At 59.7% G+C, this 22,429-nt stretch carries 13 protein-coding genes; 5 read left to right on the top strand and 8 right to left on the bottom strand.

The genetic code is table 11. The features are described from left to right. Nucleotides 1–34: 34 nt before the first annotated feature. Nucleotides 35–7,273, bottom strand: a complete 7,239-nt coding sequence (locus tag ACZZ0A_RS09605) for an NEL-type E3 ubiquitin ligase domain-containing protein (RefSeq protein ID WP_463542949.1) — start codon at nt 7,271–7,273, stop codon at nt 35–37. Nucleotides 7,274–7,442: 169 nt separating this feature from the next. On the opposite strand from ACZZ0A_RS09605, the gene ACZZ0A_RS09600 reads away from it, so the two are divergent. After that, a complete protein-coding gene (locus tag ACZZ0A_RS09600) occupies nt 7,443–7,661 on the top strand; it encodes a DUF2970 domain-containing protein (protein ID WP_007912583.1) in 219 nt (72 codons plus the stop codon). A 5-nt stretch (nt 7,662–7,666) separates the two neighbouring features. Here ACZZ0A_RS09600 and ACZZ0A_RS09595 read toward each other — a convergent pair whose 3' ends face one another. Continuing rightward, the gene (locus tag ACZZ0A_RS09595; protein WP_463542948.1) at nt 7,667–8,740 is read right to left on the bottom strand and encodes an ABC transporter substrate-binding protein; all 1,074 of its coding nucleotides are present in this window, start codon (nt 8,738–8,740) and stop codon (nt 7,667–7,669) included. Nucleotides 8,741–9,264: 524 nt separating this feature from the next. Between ACZZ0A_RS09595 and ACZZ0A_RS09590 the strand changes: the two genes are divergently transcribed. Beyond that, a complete protein-coding gene (locus ACZZ0A_RS09590; RefSeq protein WP_007912574.1) occupies nt 9,265–10,923 on the top strand; it encodes a nitrite/sulfite reductase in 1,659 nt (552 codons plus the stop codon). Next, nucleotides 10,907–11,401: a DUF934 domain-containing protein gene (locus ACZZ0A_RS09585; protein WP_007912572.1), complete on the top strand. Its 495-nt coding sequence runs from the start codon at nt 10,907–10,909 to the stop codon at nt 11,399–11,401. Before ACZZ0A_RS09590 ends, ACZZ0A_RS09585 begins: the two co-directional genes overlap by 17 nt. A gap of 68 nt (nt 11,402–11,469) precedes the next feature. On the opposite strand, the gene sohB is transcribed toward ACZZ0A_RS09585, so the two are convergent. Continuing rightward, on the bottom strand, nt 11,470–12,501 hold the full coding sequence (gene sohB, locus ACZZ0A_RS09580; RefSeq protein ID WP_007912571.1) for a protease SohB: 1,032 nt from the start codon (nt 12,499–12,501) through the stop codon (nt 11,470–11,472). A 204-nt stretch (nt 12,502–12,705) separates the two neighbouring features. On the opposite strand from sohB, the gene ACZZ0A_RS09575 reads away from it, so the two are divergent. Further along, complete coding sequence (locus ACZZ0A_RS09575; protein ID WP_007912569.1) at nt 12,706–13,416, top strand: histidine phosphatase family protein; 711 nt, start codon at nt 12,706–12,708, stop codon at nt 13,414–13,416. Nucleotides 13,417–13,466: 50 nt separating this feature from the next. Next, a complete protein-coding gene (locus tag ACZZ0A_RS09570) occupies nt 13,467–13,784 on the top strand; it encodes an SCP2 sterol-binding domain-containing protein (RefSeq protein ID WP_007912567.1) in 318 nt (105 codons plus the stop codon). A 158-nt stretch (nt 13,785–13,942) separates the two neighbouring features. Here the strand turns inward: ACZZ0A_RS09570 and ACZZ0A_RS09565 are convergent, their stop codons facing one another. From ACZZ0A_RS09565 to ACZZ0A_RS09545, 5 genes are all read right to left on the bottom strand, one after another. Next, a complete protein-coding gene (locus ACZZ0A_RS09565; protein ID WP_463542947.1) occupies nt 13,943–15,517 on the bottom strand; it encodes an ABC transporter ATP-binding protein in 1,575 nt (524 codons plus the stop codon). Nucleotide 15,518: 1 nt separating this feature from the next. Next, nucleotides 15,519–16,541 carry an ABC transporter permease gene (locus tag ACZZ0A_RS09560; RefSeq protein WP_095113382.1) on the bottom strand — a complete coding sequence of 341 codons (1,023 nt, stop codon included), beginning with the start codon at nt 16,539–16,541 and terminating at the stop codon, nt 15,519–15,521. Further along, on the bottom strand, nt 16,541–17,605 hold the full coding sequence (locus ACZZ0A_RS09555) for a microcin C ABC transporter permease YejB (RefSeq protein WP_463542946.1): 1,065 nt from the start codon (nt 17,603–17,605) through the stop codon (nt 16,541–16,543). The genes ACZZ0A_RS09560 and ACZZ0A_RS09555 overlap by 1 nt, the downstream gene beginning before the upstream one ends. Continuing rightward, the gene (locus ACZZ0A_RS09550; RefSeq protein WP_463542945.1) at nt 17,592–19,433 is read right to left on the bottom strand and encodes an extracellular solute-binding protein; all 1,842 of its coding nucleotides are present in this window, start codon (nt 19,431–19,433) and stop codon (nt 17,592–17,594) included. Before ACZZ0A_RS09550 ends, ACZZ0A_RS09555 begins: the two co-directional genes overlap by 14 nt. 314 nt (nt 19,434–19,747) lie before the next feature. Beyond that, entirely contained in the window at nt 19,748–22,402 is a 2,655-nt protein-coding gene (locus ACZZ0A_RS09545) for a TonB-dependent receptor (RefSeq protein ID WP_463542944.1), read from the bottom strand. Between the last annotated feature and the right edge of the window lie 27 nt (nt 22,403–22,429).

Here is a 22,429-nt window from a genome sequence, read left to right as displayed (position 1 = left end):
ATTTCTCTAATCCCGAGCCCGGTCAATCACTCAGTCACGAACGCCACGAGGGCCCGGGCTTGGCTGAAAGCGTGCCTGGGCGCTCCGACTCATCGGCCAGACTCCGAAGATCGTTGATCTCTCGACGGGTCAGCTCGACTACTTTCTGTACGCGCAGGGCATCAATTGTCCTGCTCAGCTCAGCCAATTCCAGGTTGTAGTGTTCTTTGTCGATTTCACCGTTTGACTGGCGATCCTCAAGCTCGCTGAGCGATTGGTGACGCTGCTCGGCCACCGCGCGGTCGATCGCATTCATTTCCTGGGGATAACGCTCGTGCAGATATTCGTTCCAGTAGTCGCGCGATGCCATGCTCACCAACAGTGCATCGGTGCGCTCCGCCTCCAGAATCGATGCCCGCGATTGCGCCAGCATTTGGTCGCTGATCGGCGTGCCGTATAGCATGTACGCCGGTTGCCCGGGCAAATCCACGCCGTCCCCCCAACCGCTGGTCAGGCTGATCCGATAACGCAGACGTATTTCGGCGCGATCATGCCCCTGCCCTGCGGCCTCGGCCAGGGTCTCGACCCTTTCCAGACGAAACAACTGCCGTGACAACCTCAACAAGGCCCGCCCTCGGAGCATCAGTCGATTCGGTGGAATTTCGCGCAAGGCGCGATACACCGCCACCCGCACTTCCATTTCGCTGAACGTCAGAGTTCGTCCATCAGGACAGGTGCCATGGGACTCAGCGCTTTGGAACAGCAACTCCCGAAGCTCGGTGTTTTCGCTTGCGGCGTCCATGACATCCCACACCCTGCGCGTCAGATCGGCCTGCACAAGCCTGTAGTCGCGGGTATCGCGCAACAGTCGGATCAACTGGAAAAAGCGCTCGTGGCCTGGCTCTTGCGCCAATCGCGCCCAGACACCCCTTCTCACTTCAGCCAATTGCGGTGAAGCCCCCTCGAGCCAGGGATTCAATGCCCTTGGCGCAATGTCGTTGGCCGGGTCAAAGATGTTTTCGGCTGGCAACACGGCCGCATGGGGGTCATGCCCTGCGACGGCGCCATCTTCGCCTTCCACCACGCCACCGTTTCCGGCAATGGGCTGCTCGGCGAGTGGGCTGACGTCGGCGCCAAACAGCTGAGCGTGAATCATCCCGTCAATCTGCCCGCGTGAAATGCCCAGGACATGAGAAGAGGCATTCACGCGACTGAAGTATCTGAGCTGCTGTAACGCAGAAAGTGACAGGTCATCGTTGCCGGACAAATCGGTGCCTGCTACCAGGCGCGAGTGATTGCCATCGAAAAGCGTCTCGGGAAGGTGCGCGATGTTGTTGCTGCGCAGATCCAGCCGGCGCAGGTATCGAGCCTGCAAGACGCCAGCGGGCCAATCGTTCAACGCGTTGTAGCGCAGATCCAGCGTTTCGAGGACGCCGAAGCCGGGCGGGTTGAAGGCTTGCAGAATGTTGTAGCCCAGATCCAGTCTGCGCAGACGGTTATGGCTCAGCAACGGGTAAACACTGGCGCCGCTCGAGAGGTTGCAGTGTTGCATTTCCAGTTGTTCCAGTTCGCGCATGCGGCGCACCGCGCCTGGAAGATTCGCGAGGTCATTGCCACTGATGATCAATGTGTTCAGATCAGCAAAGGCATTCAGAAAGCCATCGGACCCGTGCTCGCTGATTCCCACACCGCGCAGGTTCAGCGTCGTCACCCCTGCAAGTGGCGCATCCAGAGAAGGTAGATCGCCGGTCTGCAGTCCTTGCAACCTAAGCTCCATGGCTTCGCCAGCGGCGCCCGGCGTCAGCCCCTCGAGCCAGGCTTCACAGATGCGCAAAGCCGCGAACGAGCGATTTTGCGCAGTGATGTGGCGCCTGCCAGTGCGCACCTCGCGGGTATACAGCCAGTCATTCAACTGGCGAATCAAGCCCTCACTGGCTTGCTGCCATTGGCTGATTTGCGCGTCTATCTGCACATCGCTGCGTCCCGCTTCACGCAGCTTGCGCAATAGCAGCCGGGCGCGTTCGGGCGTCATGCTCGGGGTCAGGCGCCGCAAGTGCGCCAGCCTCCCCGCCTTGTCCGCAATCACGGCGCCGCGCTCGGGCACGGGTAACAACAGGTCAGTCAGAGACCAGCCCGTTTCCGTCGGTGGAAACTGTGCAGGCACCGGCTCCTCGGCGAAGCGTGTCAATGCGCCCTGCCCAAGCCCTTTGGCCTGCTCGATGCGGCGCAAAGCCGTATTCAGGGCGGTCTCGCCTTCAGCACTGAAGACGTTGCCCGTCAGATTGGCTTTTATCAATGCATCGGGATGCGCCAGTGCTTGAGGCGACAGCGACGCTATGTCGTTGTCACGCAAGTCGAGCCAGGACAGCTGCGGCAGACTTTCGGCGCCGGTGGGCCAGGATTGCAGCTTCGTCGAGCGAAGGTTCAACGCCTGCAACCCGGTCATCGCCCTGACATCGAGAGTGTTTAACGGGTTATGCCCCAGATTCAGTACCTCGATGCGCGGCAAATCATTGAATTGCGCTTGCACTGGCGGTGTGACGAGCAGGTTGTTATTGGACAAGTCGAGTTCGGTCAAGGCCGGTAGCTCACTGGCGGTAAACGGCAGTTCGGTGAACGCATTGCCACTGACATCCAGTATTTCAGCACCGCTGAAACCTCTGATAAACCCGCGAGCCTGTTCGACGGGAACGTCGAGCAACCCCAGGCGCAACGTAGAAACGTGGGGAAAACTGCCCGCCGGCAATGACGGCAGCGTGAGGATCTTCTCGGCCGATGTCAGTCCTCCAAGGCTCGGCCCTGACTCAGGCAGGGCAAATGTGGAAAGGTCTGCCCTCACGCCGTAACGCTGACGAAGCGCGCCATTCCAGCTGCTCTTGAGCGCCCTTAAAACGCCAGCGCTGCGTCCGGTCGCCCATTGCCAGCGAAGTGCCGGGTTGCGCAGCCCGCCCTGCTGGGACGGGGCGTAGAACTGCGCAAAGATTTCATCGTGTTCGACCCTGAGCTGGTCAATCGCCAGCAGTCTCGCTTCGGGCGTTGTCCAGACCTCATTGAATCTCTGCGGCAGAGGATCGCTGAAGTTCGGCATCACGGCCATGAAGTCCAGTTCTGCGCGGCAATACTCGCTCACCATTTGTTCCAGATCGACCAGATGGCCGAAGGAGCCTGAATAGTTTTTGACGTATTCAAAAGCGCGCCTGAACGCCGCCCGACTCAGTTTCGACCAGTCCAGCGAGAGTCCGGCCCAAAGCCTTTCGTGCCCGCTGTAGAGAGCATCGGGCAGTGTGTCGATCGAGGTACGTGTCAAATCCAGACGCTCAAGCTGTTCCAGCCGCTCGACGTAAGCCGGCCACTGTCGCAATGCGTAGGGGGCGTTGACTTGCAAAGCACGCAAACCACTCAGCGGTGAAAGATCCAGCGCGTGCAGGGTTGTCGAGTCGAATCCTGAATAGTCGATGCGTAACGTCTGCAAAGACGTCAACGCACTGAGCCTGTACGTAAAACTCTCGGCCAATTCCGGCGCATAGGTCGAAAACCGCAGGTGGGTCAGCCCGGACAACCGAGTGACCGCCTCGGGCAATGAGGTGAGTGGTTGAGGCCTGGCGGGCAGTTGACCATAGCTGGGGCCCAGATCCCCCAGGGTCAGCCGGGTGACATTGGGGAACAACGCGATGAAGGCGTCGGCATTGGCATCCGTGATGCCGCTGCCTGTCACCGAAAGTTCGCGCACATGGGGAAAACGCGTGGTGATCACCGGCAGCGGCGTCTCACACACCAGCGACAGACGCGCCGCTTCGGCTGAGTGCTCCGCGAGCGGGCCATTGCGCCAAGCCTCCCTGAGCGCTTGAGAGAATGACCACTGGTGTTGTCCAGCCTGACTGCCAGTCGGGCCGGCCTGCCATTGATCCAGTGTGGCGTTGAGCGCCTCCCACTCGCGCCGACGCGCGCCCAGCTCAGTGAAAATTTGCCTGTCGGTCCGGCCACGCTGCTGGCGCAGAAATGCCTCGGCCTGTTGCGGACTCGGATAAAGCTCCGTCACGCTCGCTGCGACGGAGGAATGCAGGCTGGCGCCACGCCCGCTTGCGTAGTAGCCCTTGAGTGTTGCGCTCACCCGTGTCGGAGGCTTGAACCCTTTGAGTGGCGGCGCCAGCAATTGTGCGGCTTCACGGCGGTGGATATGCGCGTATTCGATGATTTTGCGTTGCAGTTCATGGCTGTCACTGACCTGCGGCAGACCGATCGCCGCACGTGCGTCATCCGGCAGCGCATACATGATCGAGTTGTAGAAGTTGTCGCCCGCCCCGGAAACGTGGTTAAGCAATTCACCGCGCTCATTGAAGGCGAGAAAAAATGCTCCGTTCTTGACCAGGTATCTTTTATCCGGCGCGGTTGTTTCACCGAGACTGTCGAGCAGTGCTCCGGTGGTGCTGCCTTCACGGAGTTCCAGACGCAGGGTCGGCGGCCAGCCTGGCAATTGCCGCAAGGCGTGCAAGGCCAATCGTCGGCTGTCCGCCGTTGCAAGGTTGGCACTGCGCAAACCGATAAAGGCGCGGGTCTGGCGTCCTTGACGTGCATGCCAGCGAGCCTCTTCGAGCATTTTCAAAGGCGAGCGCCCCGTCGTATCCATACGCGCCAGCTGTGCTGCAGTGGCATGATCCAGCACATCCTGCGCGGCTGCTTCGCTCAAACCTGGACACTCGCGCTGCAGCAGGCTGACACGCGCATCGAGCGGTTCAGTGCCGTCGTAGAGGCTGGCAAAAATCGCAGGCTGGCGTGTATTGGCAAAACCGGCGAGTTGCTTGCGCAATGCGTCTGCTCTGGCGGAATGGAGTCGCGCCGCATCCCTGCCAAGCAGATAGGTAATCTCGTTTTCGTCCAGCGCCGCCAGAATCCGCGCCGGCATTTCGCCGTTCAACACCTGCGCACGACTGAGCTGGATAACCGGTCGGGGGACGACCCATGGCGGTTGCTTTGCCGCGCCATAGCGGATGGACGGCCCGGACAATTCCGCCGCTTCAAAAACTTCCAGCGCCCGACCGAGTGGCCAGCGCGGCATTTCGGTGACCAGGGTAAGTGCATACAGATAGCGATCATCGATCCGCGCTGCCCCGCTCAACTGTTCGATGACCTGCCCTGCCGACGCATCCGCTTTGAACAAACGCATGGCGTCGAGCCATTCCGGCGGCGGTGGCAAATGATCCAGGTGCATCTTGCGCAAGGTGTTGTCGCTGACACCGCTGATCTGCGCCAGCATCAACAACGCCTCATCCGAAAGGCCCTCGGTCACATGCCCCATGCGCCGCAGCAGTGTCAGCGTGTCCCAGGACATCGGGCGTTCCAGCGTGTGGCGCCAGGCACCCCGGCCGTTGTGCCCAAGGACGGGCTGGTAAGCGTTGGGTTCAGTGGGGTGCCTGAGGCGCCATTGCGACGTCGAGGGATCGAAAAACTGTTCGTAGAACTTGTCACCCTGACGGATGTAGGTTTTACCGTCGATAGCGTGTTGCCCCAGGTCATTCGGCCCGGTCGAATCACTCAGCGTGACAGGATGTTCATAGCCGCTCAGATCGGATTTCCACAAACGTGTTTCACCGGTGGGCAATGTCACCGGGTGCAGATCTTCGATCACCGGCTCAGGCTTGACGGCAGCCAGTCGATTGAACCCCGCGCCCGCGCCAGCCATCACAGCGATCAGCGCAAGGTTTTCTGCCACATCCACCAGGTGCGCCTTGGCGGCGTGCTTGTCGCCCTCGCTCCACTCTTTTACGCCTTCGAAGGTTTCGAATAACAGTTGTCCGGCCATGATCACCATCATGACCTCGCCCAACACCGGGACGAACATCGACACCATGTTCAGCCCCAGCAACCCGACCTGCAGCAAGGCCGCCAGTTTGGCGTCGCGCGCCTTGATGTTGACGTCAGCGGTCGGAACCGCATGACTGCGCGCGTCGGCCAACACCCTGTCGCGATGCTGTTCATAGAGATATGTCCACAAATCCGAATTCTCGGCCCAATGACCATCGCCTTCGTGACGCAAAAGCGAGGCGCCCAGATAAGGATCAGGATCAGGCTGCATTTTCGTATGCCTGGGTGGCAGCTCCTGGATCGCGATAAACGGGTAAGCCGGGGTAATGACCTCGATGATCCTGCGCCACGGCGACCAAAGCAGATCAGTTGATGCATCGTCAGCTTCCTGTACGAACTGGCTGAAGTAATAGGGGCGCTTGGCATAAGGCAAAAACTGGCTGAAAAACCGCTGATAGGGTGTCGGCTCGGCACTCTGTGCCTGTTGTGCATCGCGAGTGGTAAACAGGCGCTTGAACGTTTCGTTGGCTTGCTTGCCGGAGTAGCGTTTCAGCGGATGCTCGGGATCATTGGGCACATAGAGAATCGTTGCATCGTACGACCGACGCTTTTCAGCGATCGTGAAGGCGACGCAGCCCACCAGCCTTTCCCCCATCAGGCCCAAGTCATGAAACCAGACGGGTTTGCCTCCCACCCTTGGATGTTTTTCACCATCGACGACGGAAAGAATCATGGCGTGATCTTCTGGCTGAATATCCCCGGCCAACAACGCGCGTTCGGCCGCCGCCCTCAGGGCGGCCTTTTGACTGGCAATGAAATGCTCGCGCAACAGCGTTTCTGCCGCAGTGTCCGCCGGGTGGAAAAAAGCCTTGAGATACGCCTGGTATTTCGCCCCGATGTCCAGGTCGCGGCACAGGTTCAGAAATCCTCTGACCGAGACGTTAACGGGCACTGGCGTGTAAATGCCGGGAGTAGTGGTCTCTACGATGAAACCGGAACTGCGGTGAAAGGCACCGTACTTGCACTCCTGACTTTCGAAGTTGTGCAGAGCCGCCTGCAGCAGCGGCAACTTCAAGACCTCGAAAGAACCGATTTCCGCTTGAAAGATCCCCATGACCAAAGGACGCTTGAGGCATAACAAGGTCTTATCGACGTCGACATCCACCTGATGGCGACTTTTCAACGCTTCAAGCAGTAAAGGCCGGGCAAACGCGTCGATGTCTTTGAAGCTGGACAGGGTGTTGTCCAATTGCACCTGCGCCGTGACACTGCTCTTGAAACTGGCATCCAGAATCTGGCGTTGTGCAGATGACGCGCGCGCGTACCAGTCTGGCATCACCGTCCCCGCGCGCTTGATCGCCGTCCTTCTCGGCTCGCTGGCATCGATCAGCCATTGCGGTACTGCGGCTTCCAGGAACTGCGCGTGGAAACTGTCCGTGGCTTGAGGTCTGGCTGGCCCGTTGTCCTGGGCAGTAAGGGAATTGGGGGACATACATCGCTCCTGTAAATGGAGCGACAGCACACCATCTCTGCCCCGCTGTACTGCGATACATAGTTATTGGCGATCGGTATCAGTTGTAACAAGTCATCTGAATCAAAAGACCGAGGCACCGCTGGCGCCTTTGACTATGCTTCAAATGCACGATTTCGAAGGGGGATTTATGGACGATCCAATCGACAACAAACCACCGACCTTCTGGCAGATGCTGCACAGTGTGATGGCGGCGGCGTTCGGGGTGCAGAGCGGCAAGAACCGGGCAAGGGACTTCACCCATGGCAAGCCCAGCCATTTCGTGGTGCTGGGCATTCTGTTCACGGCGGTGTTTGCGTTGACACTATTTGCCATCGTGAAACTGGTGCTGCATTTCGCCGGGGTCTGACGTGATCAGCGCATCAGGGTCTGCAAGGTGAACGGGTAGCGATACGACACCGGTTGCCCCTTGGCCGAGAGCTTGCGGAAATTCACGCCGTAGTTCGGCGACTTGCCCATGGCCAGCATTTGCCGGGCATGCGATTTGTCGATCAATTGCAACAAGGGAATCTGCCGGTCACGGCCGCCGTAGTGATTCAAATCGACGCCCTGCTCAACGTCATGCAACGCGACCAACGCCCAGCCACCCAAGGTGAAATGTCCACCGACCAGTGCGCTCAGGCGCCCGTCAACCAGCGCCTGCAAGGCCGCCGGTGAGGTGTTGACCGCACTGAACAAGGCATTTTTGCCGGCGACTTTGCCGGTCTCGGCGTACGCGCGCATCGCGCCGAAAGCCATTTCATCATTGGCCGACCACACCAGCGACACCTTCGGGTAACGGGCGAACAGCTGTTTGGCCTGCTCATAGGCGCGTTCCTGGTTCCAGCCGCTGTAGACCAATTGCCGCAGACGCATCTGAGGGTGTTCGGCCAGCGCCCGTTGCATGCCACGCTCGCGCAATTGCGCCGAGGGGGTGACTTTCAGCCCGGAGAACGCCAACACTTCAATCGGTTCGGCAGCGGGCGTCGGCGGGTGCAGGCGGATCAGTTCCTTCATCATCAGGTAACCGCCCTCCTCGTCGTTCGGCACCAGACTGCCGATGCGGTCATTCCGTTCGCCGACCAGCGCTTGCTGGTCAGGTGTCAGTGCCGCGTTGACCATAAACAGCTTCACGCCGCTGTTCTCGGCCAGACGCAAAATTTGCGGGGCGACGTATTGTTCGTTGACGAACACCAGGTACTCGGGACGATTCGGCCCCTGCAACGCGACACGCGCCTGAGCCAGGGTCAGTTCGGGCTGGCGTTGGGAGTAGAGAATCTGCAGATCGATGCCCAGATCATGGGCGGCCGCCTGCATGAATTGCGAATAGCTGACCCAGAAGGCTTCCTGCGTCGAACCCGGATTCAAAAACAGCACAGACTCTGCCCGCGCGCCGGTCTGGAACAGCGCGACGAACAACAGAAGACTGATTTGCAAAAGCTTGAACATGAAGCATCCGGGCCCAAGGAAAAATGGCCGCGCATTATAGCCCTCGTTCCACCGGCTATTGATGCCTGATCCCGCTTTTGTCCGACAATTTGTCGGAAGCGGGCCCGGATGGGTCGTTTACTGATGGCTGACCCAGAATACCGCTGTTCCTACCACGAGAATGATCAGGAACAAAATGGCCCACGCATCGACACTGCTGTCGCTTTTTCTTGCCTTGGTCGGATTGCTCATTGCATCGCCTCTTGTCGGTTTTATCGGTGATTGCAGAAAGACTCGACCACAGTTAAGACGATGATTGTCCGCACGACAAATGTAGATTAGTCGACAGCGATTCTCGTTAGGCGATTTGGTTCTTTACATATACTCAAACATCACTTTTGCGCATAACTGCAAACGGGTATATTGCCCCGGCTCCGTTAGGGAGTGCGCGGCCGTGCGCGCAGAATTGCAGAGGCACAATCGGACTCCGGCAAGCGAAAACGCAGTGCTACTCCGAATGGCCCAAGCCTGAGAACAGGACTTATATGTACGTATACGACGAGTACGATCAGCGGATCATCGAGGACCGCGTCAAGCAGTTCCGTGATCAGACCCGACGCTATCTGGCAGGTGAGCTGAGCGAAGAAGAATTCCGCCCCCTGCGCCTGCAAAATGGCCTGTACATCCAGCGCTTCGCGCCGATGTTGCGTGTGGCGGTGCCTTACGGCCAGCTGACTTCGCGTCAGACGCGCATGATGGCCAAGATTGCCCGCGACTACGACAAGGGCTACGCCCACATCAGTACGCGGCAGAACGTGCAGTTCAACTGGCCGGCGGTGGAAGACATCCCGGACATTCTGGCTGAACTGGCCACCGTGCAGATGCACGCGATCCAGACCAGCGGCAACTGCCTGCGCAACGTCACCACTGACCAGTTCGCCGGTGTCGCTGCCGACGAAGTGATCGACCCGCGCCCATGGTGCGAAATCGTCCGTCAGTGGACTACATTCCACCCGGAATTCGCCTACCTGCCGCGCAAATTCAAGATCGCCGTCAACGGTTCGACCGCTGACCGTGCGGCCATTGAAGTCCACGACATCGGTCTTGAGCCGGTGCACAACGCCGCCGGCGAACTGGGTTTCCGCGTGCTGGTCGGCGGTGGCCTTGGTCGTACGCCAGTCGTTGGCGCGTTCATCAACGAGTTCCTGCCATGGCAGGACCTGTTGAGCTACCTCGACGCCATCCTGCGTGTCTACAACCGCTACGGCCGTCGCGACAACAAATACAAGGCGCGGATCAAGATCCTCGTCAAGGCACTCACGCCTGAAGTGTTCGCACAGAAAGTCGATGCGGAAATGGAACACCTGCGCGGTGGCCAGACCACACTGACCGACGCTGAACTGCAGCGCGTGGCCAAGCACTTCGTCGACCCGGACTACAAGGCGCTGGACAACCAGACTGCGCAACTGGCCGAGCTGGACAAAGAGCATCCGGGTTTCGCCCGCTGGCGTACCCGCAACACCCTGGCGCACAAAAAGCCGGGTTATGTCGCCGTGACCCTGTCGCTGAAGCCGACCGGCGTTGCCCCGGGCGACATCACTGACAAGCAGCTCGATGCCGTCGCCGATCTGGCCGACCGCTACAGCTTCGGTCAGCTGCGCACCTCGCACGAGCAGAACATCATTCTTGCCGACGTCGAGCAAAGCCAACTGTTCACCCTCTGGGGCGAACTGCGTGAAGGCGGTTTCGCTACGCCGAACATCGGCCTGCTGACCGACATCATCTGCTGCCCTGGCGGTGATTTCTGCTCGCTGGCCAACGCCAAGTCGATCCCGATTGCCGAATCGATCCAGCGCCGCTTCGATGACCTCGACTACCTGTTCGACATCGGCGAGCTGGACCTGAACATCTCCGGTTGCATGAACGCCTGCGGTCACCACCACGTCGGCCACATCGGCATTCTCGGCGTCGACAAGAAAGGCGAAGAGTTCTACCAGGTCTCCCTCGGCGGCAGCGCCAGCCGTGATGCGAGCCTGGGCAAGATCCTCGGCCCGTCCTTCGCTCAGGAAGCCATGCCGGACGTGATCTCGAAGCTGATCGACGTGTACGTTGAACAACGTACCGAAGACGAGCGCTTCATCGACACCTACCAGCGTATTGGCATCGACCTCTTCAAGGAACGCGTCTATGCAGCGAATCATTAAGAACAACGAGGTCGTCGACGAAACCTGGCACTTGCTGCCCAAGGATTTCAACATCGACGAGATCAGTAACTGCGACGATCTGATCGTGCCGCTGCAACTGTGGCGCGAACACAGCCGCATGCTCAAGGCTCGCGACGGTGGTCTGGGTGTATGGCTGGACGCCGACGAAGAAGCCGAAGAAATCGGTGAAGACGTCGCCGAGTTCCAGGTGATTGCCCTGAACTTCCCGGCGTTCACTGACGGCCGCAACTACTCCAACGCCCGCCTGCTGCGTGACCGTTACGGTTTCAAAGGTGAACTGCGGGCGATTGGCGACGTGCTACGCGATCAGCTGTTCTACATGCACCGCTGTGGTTTCGACGCCTTTGCCGTGCGTGCGGACAAAGATCCGTACGAAGCCCTGGAAGGTCTCAAGGACTTTTCGGTGACCTACCAGGCTGCCACCGACGAGCCGCTGCCGCTGTTCCGTCGCCGCTAAGTCTTCTGGTTTAGCGCGGACAAAAAAACGCCGGTCATGTGACCGGCGTTTTTTTATGCCTGCTCGATTTACCAGAAACGCTGCTGGGTCAGGCGACTCCACCAGCTCAACAGTACGCGATCAACCGAACCGCTGGCGGCCATGCCAATGCGCTCTTGCAGGCTTTTGCGCTCGGCATAGTGCAGGTGATAGACCTCGGCCTTTTTCGCTCGGTCTGCGAGGTATTCATCGCTGGTCTTGAGCTCATCGACCAATTGTTTATCCAGTGCTGCGACGCCGAGCCAGACTTCACCAGTGGCGACATCGTCGATCGCCAGTTGTGGACGGTAGCGGGCGACGAAGTTCTTGAATAACTGATGAGTGATGTCGAGGTCTTCCTGGAACTTCTCCCGGCCCTTCTCGGTGTTTTCGCCAAACACGGTCAGGGTGCGCTTGTACTCACCGGCGGTGAGGACTTCAAAGTCAATGTCGTGTTTCTTCAGCAAACGGTTGACGTTGGGCAACTGCGCGACCACACCAATCGAGCCGAGAATCGCGAACGGCGCGCTGATGATCTTCTCGCCGATGCACGCCATCATGTAACCGCCGCTGGCCGCGACCTTGTCGATGCACACGGTCAACGGCACGCCGGCTTCACGGATACGCGCCAGTTGCGAGGACGCCAGACCGTAGCTGTGAACCATGCCGCCACCGCTTTCCAGACGCAGAACCACTTCATCTTTGGGTGTGGCGAGGGTCAGCAGTGCAGTGATTTCATGGCGCAGGCTTTCGGTGGCCGAGGCCTTGATGTCGCCGTCAAAATCCAGCACGAACACCCGTGACTTGGTCTCGGGCTTGCTCTTCTTCTTTTTCTCGCTTTTCTCCGATTTGGCCTCGCCCTTGCGCAGGGCCTTGAGCTGATCCTTGTCGAGCAAGGTCTGCTCCAGGCGTTCGCGCAGGCCCTTGTAGAAATCATTGAGTTTGCTGACCTGCAACTGACCGGCCGATTTGCGCCGGCCCTTGCTGCGCAATGCAGCAAAACTGGCCAGCACCACCAGAATGGCGATCACCAGGGTGACGGTCTTGGCCAGGAAGCTGGCGTATTCGGTGAAAAACTCCACAGAGACTCCTTAAACGATGCGCGGATTTCAGACACACGCGGGATGGCTCCAGCATACCCATGCGCCGGCTTGTCGGCCAGCCGTGAAACCTCTGGCAACACCCCTGTAACGGGCATTTCAAACAAGCGTATGTTTTTTCATTGACAGCTACCCGTCATCCTCATAACCTCGCCACAACCTTCAACGTACCGGGATGACGCGGACGTGGGCAGCATCTACTTGATTCGACATGGCCAGGCCTCCTTTGGTGCAGACGACTATGACGTCCTCTCGCCGACCGGTGTGCGCCAGGCAGAAATCCTCGGTCAGCACCTCGCTGAACTGGGTATCAGCTTCGATCGCTGCCTTGCCGGCGACCTGCGTCGTCAGCAGCACACGGCCACCAGCGCGCTGGCGCAATTCGCCGCCAAAGGTTTGCCGGTGCCGACGCTGGAAACCGATTCCGCTTTCAACGAATTCGATGCTGACGCGGTCATCCGCGCGCTGCTCCCGGACATGCTGGCGGACGAGCCGGAAGCGCTCGACATCTTGCGCAACGCCGCGCAAAACCGTGGCGAATTCCAACGCATTTTCGCCCTGATCATCGAGCGCTGGCTGGCCGGCACTTATGACACACCGGGGCTGGAAAGCTGGCTGGGGTTCGTCGAACGCGTTCAGGCCGGGCTGCAGCGGATTCTTGATCTGGCCGATAAAAACCAGAAAATCGCCGTGTTCACCTCCGGCGGCACCATCACCGCCCTGCTCCACCTCATTACGCAAATGCCGGCTAAACAGGCTTTTGAATTGAACTGGCAAATCGTCAACACCTCGCTCAACCTGCTGAAGTTCCGCGGTCGCGAGGTGGCTTTGGCCGCCTTCAACAGTCATGCACATCTGCAGCTGTTGAAGGCTCCGGAACTCATCACTTTTCGCTGAGTCCGGTTAACTGTGAACCTTGCTGTAATCAACCTCATAAGGATCGAACCATGACCTCCGTAGCCGATGCCGTAAAAGCAATGCAAGCCAAGTTCAACCCAGCCGCTGCTGCCGGTCTGGATCTGGTCTTCGGTTTCAACATCACTGACGAAGACAAGCAGTACTCGCTGATCGTCAAAGACGGCACCTGCGATATCCAGGAAGGCGAAAACCCGGATGCCAACTGCACGCTGGTGCTGGACAGCGAAACCCTGAAAGGTATCGTCAGCGGCGAAACCGACGGCATGCAGGCTTTCATGGGCGGCAAGCTACGCGTTGAAGGCGACATGATGCTGTCGATGAAACTGTCCGAGCTGTTCCCGTCGTAATAACGCGTTCAGTGACACAAGAATCCCGCCCCCTGTGGCGGGATTCTTGCGTTTCGGCCCAGTAGGAGCTGCGGCACGCTGCGATTTTTTGACCCTGTTTTTTTAGAAAGCAAAGTCAAAAGATCGCAGCCTCGTTTCACTCGACAGCTCCTACAGGGTTACCCGGTGAACGAAGCGGCCAGTAGCTCCCGGGTATACGGATGCTGCGCCGCATGAAACAGCGCATTCGTCTCGCCACGCTCCACCACTTCACCGTCCTTCATCACAATCAAGTCATGGGCCAACGCGCGCACCACCGCCAGATCGTGGCTGATGAACAGATAGGTCAAGCCGTGCTCCGCCTGCAAACGCCGCAACAACGCGACGATCTGCTTTTGCACCGTGCGATCCAGTGCCGACGTCGGTTCATCCAGCAGGATCAAGTCGGGCTTGAGCACCAGCGCCCGGGCAATGGCGATGCGTTGCCGCTGACCACCGGAAAACTCGTGGGGATAGCGATGGCGGGTAGCCGGATCGAGACCGACTTCATGCAACACTTCAATCACTGCCCTCTCACGCTCGCTGGCGTTCAAATCGCTGTGCACCTGTAAACCTTCAGCGATGATCTGCTCCACGCACAGGCGTGGGCTGAGGCTGCCGAACGGATCCTGAAACACCACTTGCAGACGTTTGCGCAGCGGTCTGAGTTGCTTGCCGCTCAAGTGCTCCAGCGCCTCGCCCTGAAAGCGGATGCTGCCCTGGGCATCGAGCAAACGCAGAATGGCCTGGCCCAGTGTCGACTTGCCTGAACCGGATTCGCCGACAATCCCCAAAGTCTTGCCGCGCTGAAGATGCAAATCAATGCCGTTGACCGCGTGCAACCAAGACTTCGCGCGCAGCCAACCACCGCCCAAACGGAAGCGCACATTGAGATCGCGCACCTCCAGCAAATCCTCGGCGGGCTCACGGCACAATGCCTCACCACCCGGCTCGGCATTGAGCAACTCAATGCTGTAAGGATGCTGCGGCGCGCTGAACAACTGTTCACAGGGCGCCTGTTCGACAATCACCCCGCCACGCATGACCGCCACCCGCTGAGCGATATTGCGCACCAGATTCAGATCATGACTGATGATCAACAGCGCCATGCCCAGGCGCTCCTGCAGTTCTTTGAGCAACAGCAGAATCTTGCGTTGCACGGTCACGTCCAGCGCCGTGGTCGGCTCGTCGGCAATCAACAACTGCGGCTCGCAAGCCAGTGCCATGGCAATCATCACCCGTTGGCGCTGACCGCCCGAGAGTTGATGCGGATAGGCCTTGAGCCGCTCGCGCGGGCGCTGAATACCCACGAGTTCGAGCAACTGCACAATTCGCTGACGTGCAGCCGCTCCAGCCAACCCCTTGTGCAGCGCAAGGCTTTCACCCAGTTGCCGCTCAATCGTGTGCAAAGGGTTCAGCGAGCTCATCGGCTCCTGAAAAATCATTGCGATGCGGTTGCCACGCAATTGCCGCAAGTAGCGCTCATGCACGCCCAGCAGTTCCGTGCCGTCATAGCGGATGCTGCCGTCGATCCGGGTGATGGCCGGGTCAAGCAATTGCAGAATGCTGTGCGCCGTGACGGATTTGCCCGAACCGGATTCGCCGACCAGTGCCAGGCACTCGCCGGGGCGGATATCGAGGTCGATGCCGTGCACCACAGACTGGCCATTGAAGGCGACGCGCAGGTCACGAATTTCAATCAAGTGTTCAGGCATCTCAAGTCCTCGGATCAAACGCATCGCGGCAGGCTTCGCCGATGAATACCAGCAGCGAGAGGATCAGCGCCAACGCAAAGAACGCGGTGAAACCCAGCCACGGTGCTTGCAGATTGCTCTTGCCCTGGCCGATCAACTCGCCCAGCGAAGCGCTGCCCGCCGGCATGCCGAAACCGAGAAAATCCAGTGCTGACAAGGTTGCGATTGCCCCAGTGAGGATGAACGGCAGATAAGTCAGCGTTGCGCTCATGGCATTGGGCAGGATGTGCCGAACGATCACTTGCGCATCACCTACACCCAGCGCCCGCGCCGCTTTGACGTACTCCAGACCGCGACTGCGCAGGAATTCGGCCCGCACCACATCGACCAGGCTCAACCAGGAAAACAGCGCCATGATCCCCAGCAGCCACCAGAAATTCGGCTCGACAAACCCGGACAGAATGATCAGCAGGTACAACACCGGCAGCCCCGACCAGACCTCCAGCAAGCGCTGACCGATCAGGTCGACCCAGCCGCCGTAGTAACCCTGCAAGGCCCCCGCGGCGATGCCGATCAGCGCACTCGCCGCCGTCAGCGCCAAGGCAAACAGCAGCGACACGCGGGTGCCAAATATCACCCGTGCCAGCACGTCGCGCGCCTGATCATCGGTGCCCAGCCAATTGTCGCCGCTGGGTGGACTCGGCGCCGGCTCCGTCAGGTCGTAATTGACCGTGTCGAACGCGAACGGAATCGGCGCAAACCACATTCGCCCGCCCTGCCCCTCGATCAATTGCCGCACCTGAGCACTGCGATAGTCCGGTTGAAACGGCAACTCACCGGCGAAGTCCTGCTCGGTGTAGCGCTTGAACGCCGGGAAATACCAGTCGCCCTGATACGTCACCAGCAGCGGTTTGTCATTGGCCACCAGTTCACCGCCAAGGCTCAGGCCGAACAACGCGAGAAACAGCCACAACGACCACCAACCACGGCGATGCGTCTTGAAGCGCGCCCAGCGGCGCTGGCCGATCGGAGATAACGTCAACATCAGGCAACCCTCGCGGTGAAGTCGATGCGCGGGTCGACCAGCGTGTAGCAAAGGTCGCCGAGCAGTTTTATCAGCAGGCCGAACAGGGTGAAGATGAACAGCGAACCGAACACCACCGGATAGTCGCGCGCCACCGCCGCTTCGTAACTGAGACGGCCGAGACCATCTAGGGAAAAGATCACTTCGATCAACAGCGAGCCGCCGAAGAACACCGTCACCAATGCTTGTGGCAAACCGGCGACGACCAGCAGCATCGCATTGCGAAACACATGGCCGTACAACACCTGCCTTTGACTCAGCCCTTTGGCACGCGCTGTGACCACGTACAGTCGTGAGATCTCATTGAGAAAGCTGTTCTTGGTCAGAATGGTCAACGTGGCGAACCCACCAATGACCAAGGCAATCACCGGCAACACCAAGTGCCAGAAATAGTCGGCCACCTTGGCCCATGGCGACAGTTCGGCGAAGTTGTCCGAGACCAGCCCGCGTACCGGAAACCAGTCCAGCGCCGTGCCGCCGGCAAACACCACGATCAGCAGCAGCGCGAAGAGAAATCCGGGCAGCGCATAACCGATGATGATTGCCACACTGCTCCAGACATCGAACGCCGAGCCGTTGTGCACGGCTTTGCGAATGCCCAACGGAATCGACACCAGATAGGTGATCAGCATCGCCCACACGCCCAACGACAAGGTCACCGGCAGTTTCTGCCAGATCAGTTGCGTGACGCTGGCACCGCGAAAGAAACTCTGGCCGAAATCCAGTCGCGCATAGCTTTTGAGCATCAGCCACAAACGCTCGCTGGCCGGTTTATCGAAGCCGTACTGACGCTCGATATCGGCCAGCAGTTTCGGGTCCAGCCCTCGGGTGGCGCGAGACTCGCCACCGACGGTTTCGACATGGCTGGAACCCACCGCCGCGCCGACGCCAATTCCCTGCAAGCGCGCGATGGCCTGTTCCACCGGGCCACCGGGCGCGGCTTGGACGATAACGAAGTTGACCAGCAGGATCGCGAACAAGGTCGGCACGATCAGCAGCAGACGCCGCAGGCTATAACCCCACATGGCTGTACTCCTTGTGCATCTCGCTTGTGGTCAGTGCAGTCGGGCTGATTTCCCACCAGGTGTCGAGGCCGGCGTCGTACAGCGGCGCAATCGCCGGTCGGCCGAAGCGGTTCCACCACACCGTGGAAATCCCCGGCGGGTAATAGTTGGGCACCCAGTAATAGCCCCACTGCAACACCCGATCCAACGCATGAGCATGGCGCAGCAGACTCTCGCGATTGTCGGCCCGCACCAGCCCTTCGAGCAGGGCATCGATGGCTGGATCGCGCAGCACCATGTAATTGTTCGAGCCAGGATCAGCGGCGCCATCTGAGCCGAAGTAATTGAACATTTCGCGCCCCGGCGCCTGACTCACCGGGTAACCGGCGACGATCATGTCGTAGTCGCGATTGCGCACGCGGTTGGTGTATTGCGCGGTGTCGACCTGACGGATATCGAAGCCGATGCCGATCTGCGCGAGGTTGCGTTTGAACGGTAACAACAGTCGTTCGAAACCTTTCTGGCCATTGAGAAACGTGAAGTGCAGCGGCTCGCCATTGGCGTTCACCAATTGATCGCCACGGGGTTTCCAGCCAGCGGCTTCGAGCAATTTCAAAGCCTGCAACTGTTCGGCGCGGACGTTGCCGCTGCCATCGGTTTTCGGTGCTTCAAACACCGTGGTGAACACTTCATCGGGAATCTGTCCGCGCAACGGCTCAAGAATCTTCAACTCTTCGGCATCCGGCAATGCCGTGGCCGCCAGTGCGCTGTGGGAGAAGAAGCTGCGCTGACGCAGGTACATGCCGCGCATCATCTGTCGGTTGGTCCACTCGAAATCCCAGAGCATGGCGATCGCCTGACGCACGCGACGATCCTGAAACGGCGGTTTCTGCAGGTTGAACACAAAGCCCTGCGCGCCTTGAGCGGCACCGGGTGCAAGATGTTCGCGGAGTAATTTGCCTTGCTCCAGTGCGACCCCCGCGTAACCGATGGTGAAACTGGTGGCGGAGAATTCGCGGTTGTAATCAAAGCCACCGGCCTTGAGCACCTGCCGTGACACGTCGGTGTCGGCGAAGAACTCCACGCTCAATTGATCGAAGTTGTACAAACCGCGCGTGATCGGCAGATCCTTCGCCCACCAGTCCTGCACCCGCTGGAATTTCACGCTGCGCCCGGCATCCACCGCGCTGAGGCTATACGGACCGCTGCCGGGCGGGATCTCGAAACCGCCGCCCTCGGCGAAATCGCGGGTCCGCCACCAATGTTCGGGCAGCACCGGCAGTGTCGCCAGATCCAGCGGCAAGGTGCGGCTGTCGTTGTTCTTGAAGAGGAAGCGCACTTGCGTCGGCGACTCCACGACGACTTCAGCGACATCGCGAAACTGCTGGCGGTATTTGAGGCTGCCCTGGGTGGTGAACAGGTTGAAGGTGTAGCGCACGTCTTCGGCGGTGATCGGCGTGCCGTCGTCGAAACGCGCCTTCGGGTTCAGGTAGAAGCGTATCCAGCGGCGATCCGGATCCAGCTCCATCTGCTGCGCCACCAGACCGTAGACGCTGTAAGGCTCGTCCTTGCTGCGATAGGCCAGCGGTGCGTAGAGCCAGCCATCGATGTCGGCCACGCCAGTGCCTTTGTCGGTATAGGGAATCAGGTGATCGAACGGGCCGCTTTCCAGCGAAGAACGGCGCAGGCTGCCGCCCTTCGGTGCATCGGGGTTGGCGTAGGCCAGGTGCTGGAAGTCGGGGGCGTATTTGGCGGGTTCGCCGTAGACCGTTAACGCGGGTTGCGGTGCGGCCCAACTGAACGGCGTTAAAAGCGCACATGCGCTGAATAAAATGAGCCTGGAGAACATGGGCAGATCCTTTTACACGGTGCTGCTACTGGCCTCATCGCTGGCAAGCCAGCTCCCACATGGAATTTGTGAACACCACAGTCTCTGTGGGAGCTGGCTTGCCAGCGATGAGGCCAGAACAGCCAATACACCTTCTGCCTACCTGTGATGTGCAACAGGCCGGCGATTTTTATAGGGCGGGCTTTAGATCAATAGGTGACTAAAATCCGCACCAACAGCTAAAGCCCGTTCTGTAGGAGCTGCCGAAGGCTGCGATCTTTCGCCGTTGGAAGATCAACAGATCGCAGCCTTCGTTAGCTCCTACAGGGCTGGTTTCAGAACTTGTAACTGACCCGCGTGTACAGCGTCCGCCCAAACGGATCGCCGTATTTCGGGTCGTAGCCGCTCTGGAACGTGTACGTCTGGTTGCTGAACGGTGGCTCGCGGTCGAACAGGTTTTTCGCGCCGAGGGTCACGCTCAGGGTCTTGCGCCAGGTGTAGGTGCCGGCCAGATCCCAGACGTTGTACGAGCCGACGTAATCGTGAGTATCGCGATCGGAGTCGTGGTAACCGCTGGTGTAGCGGTTGGTCAGCGCGGCGCCGAACGGGCCGAAACTCCAGCTGCCGGTCAGGCTGTGCCGCCAGCGCGCCACGGCGCCCGCCGAAGCAAAGTCGCCGCCACGGAAATCGCCCAGTTTGTCGATGTAGTCGCCCTTGAGCTGTTGCTGATAGTCATAGCGAGTGACGTAAGTGCCTTGCAGGCCGATGCCGAAATTGCCGTACGGGGTGCTCGGCAGACGGTAATCGAAGCTGACGTCGACGCCGTTGGTCTTGATCTTGCCGAGGTTGGCCAGGCCGGTAACGATGTGGTCAATGGAGCCATCCGGCTTGCGGATCAGGCGATCCGGGTACAGCTCAGGATTGTCGAACACCGCCGACTCGGGGAATTCGGCAATCTGGTTGGCGATGTCGATCCACCAGAAATCCAGCCCGGCGCTCAGGCGCTCGAACGGTTGATAGACAAACCCGAGGGTAACGTTGCGCGCGGTTTCCGGGTTCAGGTCGGTATTGCCGCCACTGGTTCGATTGAACTGCTGCGCGCAATCACGGTTGGCGATACCGCCATTGCTCGGATTGCCGCCAGCGCACAAGCGCGGATCGTTGTAGTTGGCGTTGGTAAAACTGGTGAAGGTCGGGTTGTACAACTCATACAACGAGGGCGCGCGGAACCCTTCGCTGTAGGCACCGCGCACCACCAGTTCCTTGAACGGCTGGAAGCGGAACGAATACTTCGGATTGGTGGTGCTGCCGAAGTCGCTGTACTTGTCGTGACGCACGGCGGCGGACAGTTCGAGGCTGTCGAGCACCGGCACGTTGACCTCGGCGTACTCGGCCGAGACGCTGCGATCGCCGGCCACGCTGCCATTGGGATCGACACCGAGGCTTTGCACGTCGCCGGCAAACTGCGCGAAATCCTGATGGAAATCTTCCTTGCGGTATTCGCCGCCCAACGCCAGTGCCGAAGGGCCGGCACCGAACCAGTCGCCGATTTCACGGCTGATGCGCCCGTCGATAGCCTTCACCCGCCCGACCGCCGTGGCGTAATCGCCGTCCACCGCGTTGGCCGCCAACAGCGCCGAGCCGGCAGCCGTCTGCGGGCCGAACGGATTGATCACACCGTTGGCAATACCGGCACTGACGGCGCGGTCGTTGACGTAACCGTCCTGAATACTGTTGACCACTTTGTTCTGGTTGTACGAGGCACCGAGGTTGTAATCCCAACCGACCAGCGTGCCGTCGAAACTCAGCAGCAAGCGCTGACTGGTGTTGTCGTCTTCGTGCTGGCGCGCGCCGACGGCGGTTTCGCGCCAGTTCACGTCGACCGGTTGCGTCGGGTCGAGGGCAAAGCCGTTCGGCCCCGGCGTGATGCCGTTACCCGGATAGAACGTCGTACCGGGGTTGACCTGATTACCCATCAAGGTGCCGGGGCCGATTTGCGTGCGGTTTTCGTTTTGCGCCCAGAAGTATTCGAGGCTGACGTTGTGATCGTCGGACAGCTTGCCGGTGGCTTTGGCGAAGGCCGAGGTCTTCTCCGTTTCCGGCACCAGATCGAGGTAGTTCCACAGGCTCTGCCGGCAGATGCCGTTGCGCGCCAGCAACCCCGGTGCGTTGCAGCCGGAACCGGCCAAGGGGTTGGTGGCGTTACTGCCCTGACTCCAGTTGGCCGGCGATGCGGTGCCGGAGGTGTAGTCGAGTCCACGGTTCGGCTGATAGTTGTAGGTGTAGCCGCGATCCTCAGCAGCCAGACGTTGCTGCTTGTCGTAGCTGACCACGCCGAACACGTTGAAGCGATCATCCTGCAAATCACCGAAGCCCCAGCTGCCGCTGAAGTTGCGGCTTTCACCGCCACCGGAGTGCGTCGGTGTGTCGTAGTTAGTGCTGATCTGCCCTTCGGTGAGGCTGGTCTTGGTGATGAAGTTGATCACTCCGCCAATCGCATCAGTGCCGTACAACGCCGAGGCACCATCGCGCAGCACTTCCACGCGGTCAATGGCGGCAAACGGAATGGTGTTGAGGTCGACACCCGAGCCATTGATCGCGTTGGTCGCGTTGTTGCTCAGGCGGCGACCGTTGAGCAGCACCAGCGTCTTGTTCGGGCCGATGCCACGCAAGTCTGCATAGGACGCGCCGCCACTGCTCGAGCCCACCGAACGTCCGGAGCCAACCGAAGACTGGTTGGCGGAAATGCGGCTGACCAGTTCCTCGGTGGTGGTGACGCCCTGCTCGCGCAGCTCTTCGACGCGCAGGATGGTGACCGGTACCGCTGTTTCTGCATCGACCCGGCGAATTGCCGTCCCCGTGACTTCGACACGCTGCAGTTGAGTGGTCGGTTCGGTTGCCGTGCTATCAGCGGCGATGGCCGGCAGCGTGTTGATTGCCAGCAGCAAGGCCAGGCTCAAAGGTGATTTGACGGGTGAAAACTGAATCATGAACAGCCATCCCTGCGTTTTGGTTTA

The organism is Pseudomonas sp. AC242, assembly GCF_979258655.1.
This window is presented reverse-complemented; position numbering and strand designations above follow the sequence as displayed.

Bases quoted from the DNA above. Each gene is read 5' to 3' on its own strand.
- ACZZ0A_RS09605 (WP_463542949.1), bottom strand. From the start codon at position 7,273: ATGTCCCCCAATTCCCTTACTGCCCAGGACAACGGGCCAGCCAGACCT.
- ACZZ0A_RS09600 (WP_007912583.1), top strand. From the start codon at position 7,443: ATGGACGATCCAATCGACAACAAACCACCGACCTTCTGGCAGATGCTG.
- ACZZ0A_RS09595 (WP_463542948.1), bottom strand. From the start codon at position 8,740: ATGTTCAAGCTTTTGCAAATCAGTCTTCTGTTGTTCGTCGCGCTGTTC.
- ACZZ0A_RS09590 (WP_007912574.1), top strand. From the start codon at position 9,265: ATGTACGTATACGACGAGTACGATCAGCGGATCATCGAGGACCGCGTC.
- ACZZ0A_RS09585 (WP_007912572.1), top strand. From the start codon at position 10,907: ATGCAGCGAATCATTAAGAACAACGAGGTCGTCGACGAAACCTGGCAC.
- ACZZ0A_RS09570 (WP_007912567.1), top strand. From the start codon at position 13,467: ATGACCTCCGTAGCCGATGCCGTAAAAGCAATGCAAGCCAAGTTCAAC.
- ACZZ0A_RS09565 (WP_463542947.1), bottom strand. From the start codon at position 15,517: ATGCCTGAACACTTGATTGAAATTCGTGACCTGCGCGTCGCCTTCAAT.
- ACZZ0A_RS09560 (WP_095113382.1), bottom strand. From the start codon at position 16,541: ATGTTGACGTTATCTCCGATCGGCCAGCGCCGCTGGGCGCGCTTCAAG.
- ACZZ0A_RS09555 (WP_463542946.1), bottom strand. From the start codon at position 17,605: ATGTGGGGTTATAGCCTGCGGCGTCTGCTGCTGATCGTGCCGACCTTG.
- ACZZ0A_RS09550 (WP_463542945.1), bottom strand. From the start codon at position 19,433: ATGTTCTCCAGGCTCATTTTATTCAGCGCATGTGCGCTTTTAACGCCG.
- ACZZ0A_RS09545 (WP_463542944.1), bottom strand. From the start codon at position 22,402: ATGATTCAGTTTTCACCCGTCAAATCACCTTTGAGCCTGGCCTTGCTG.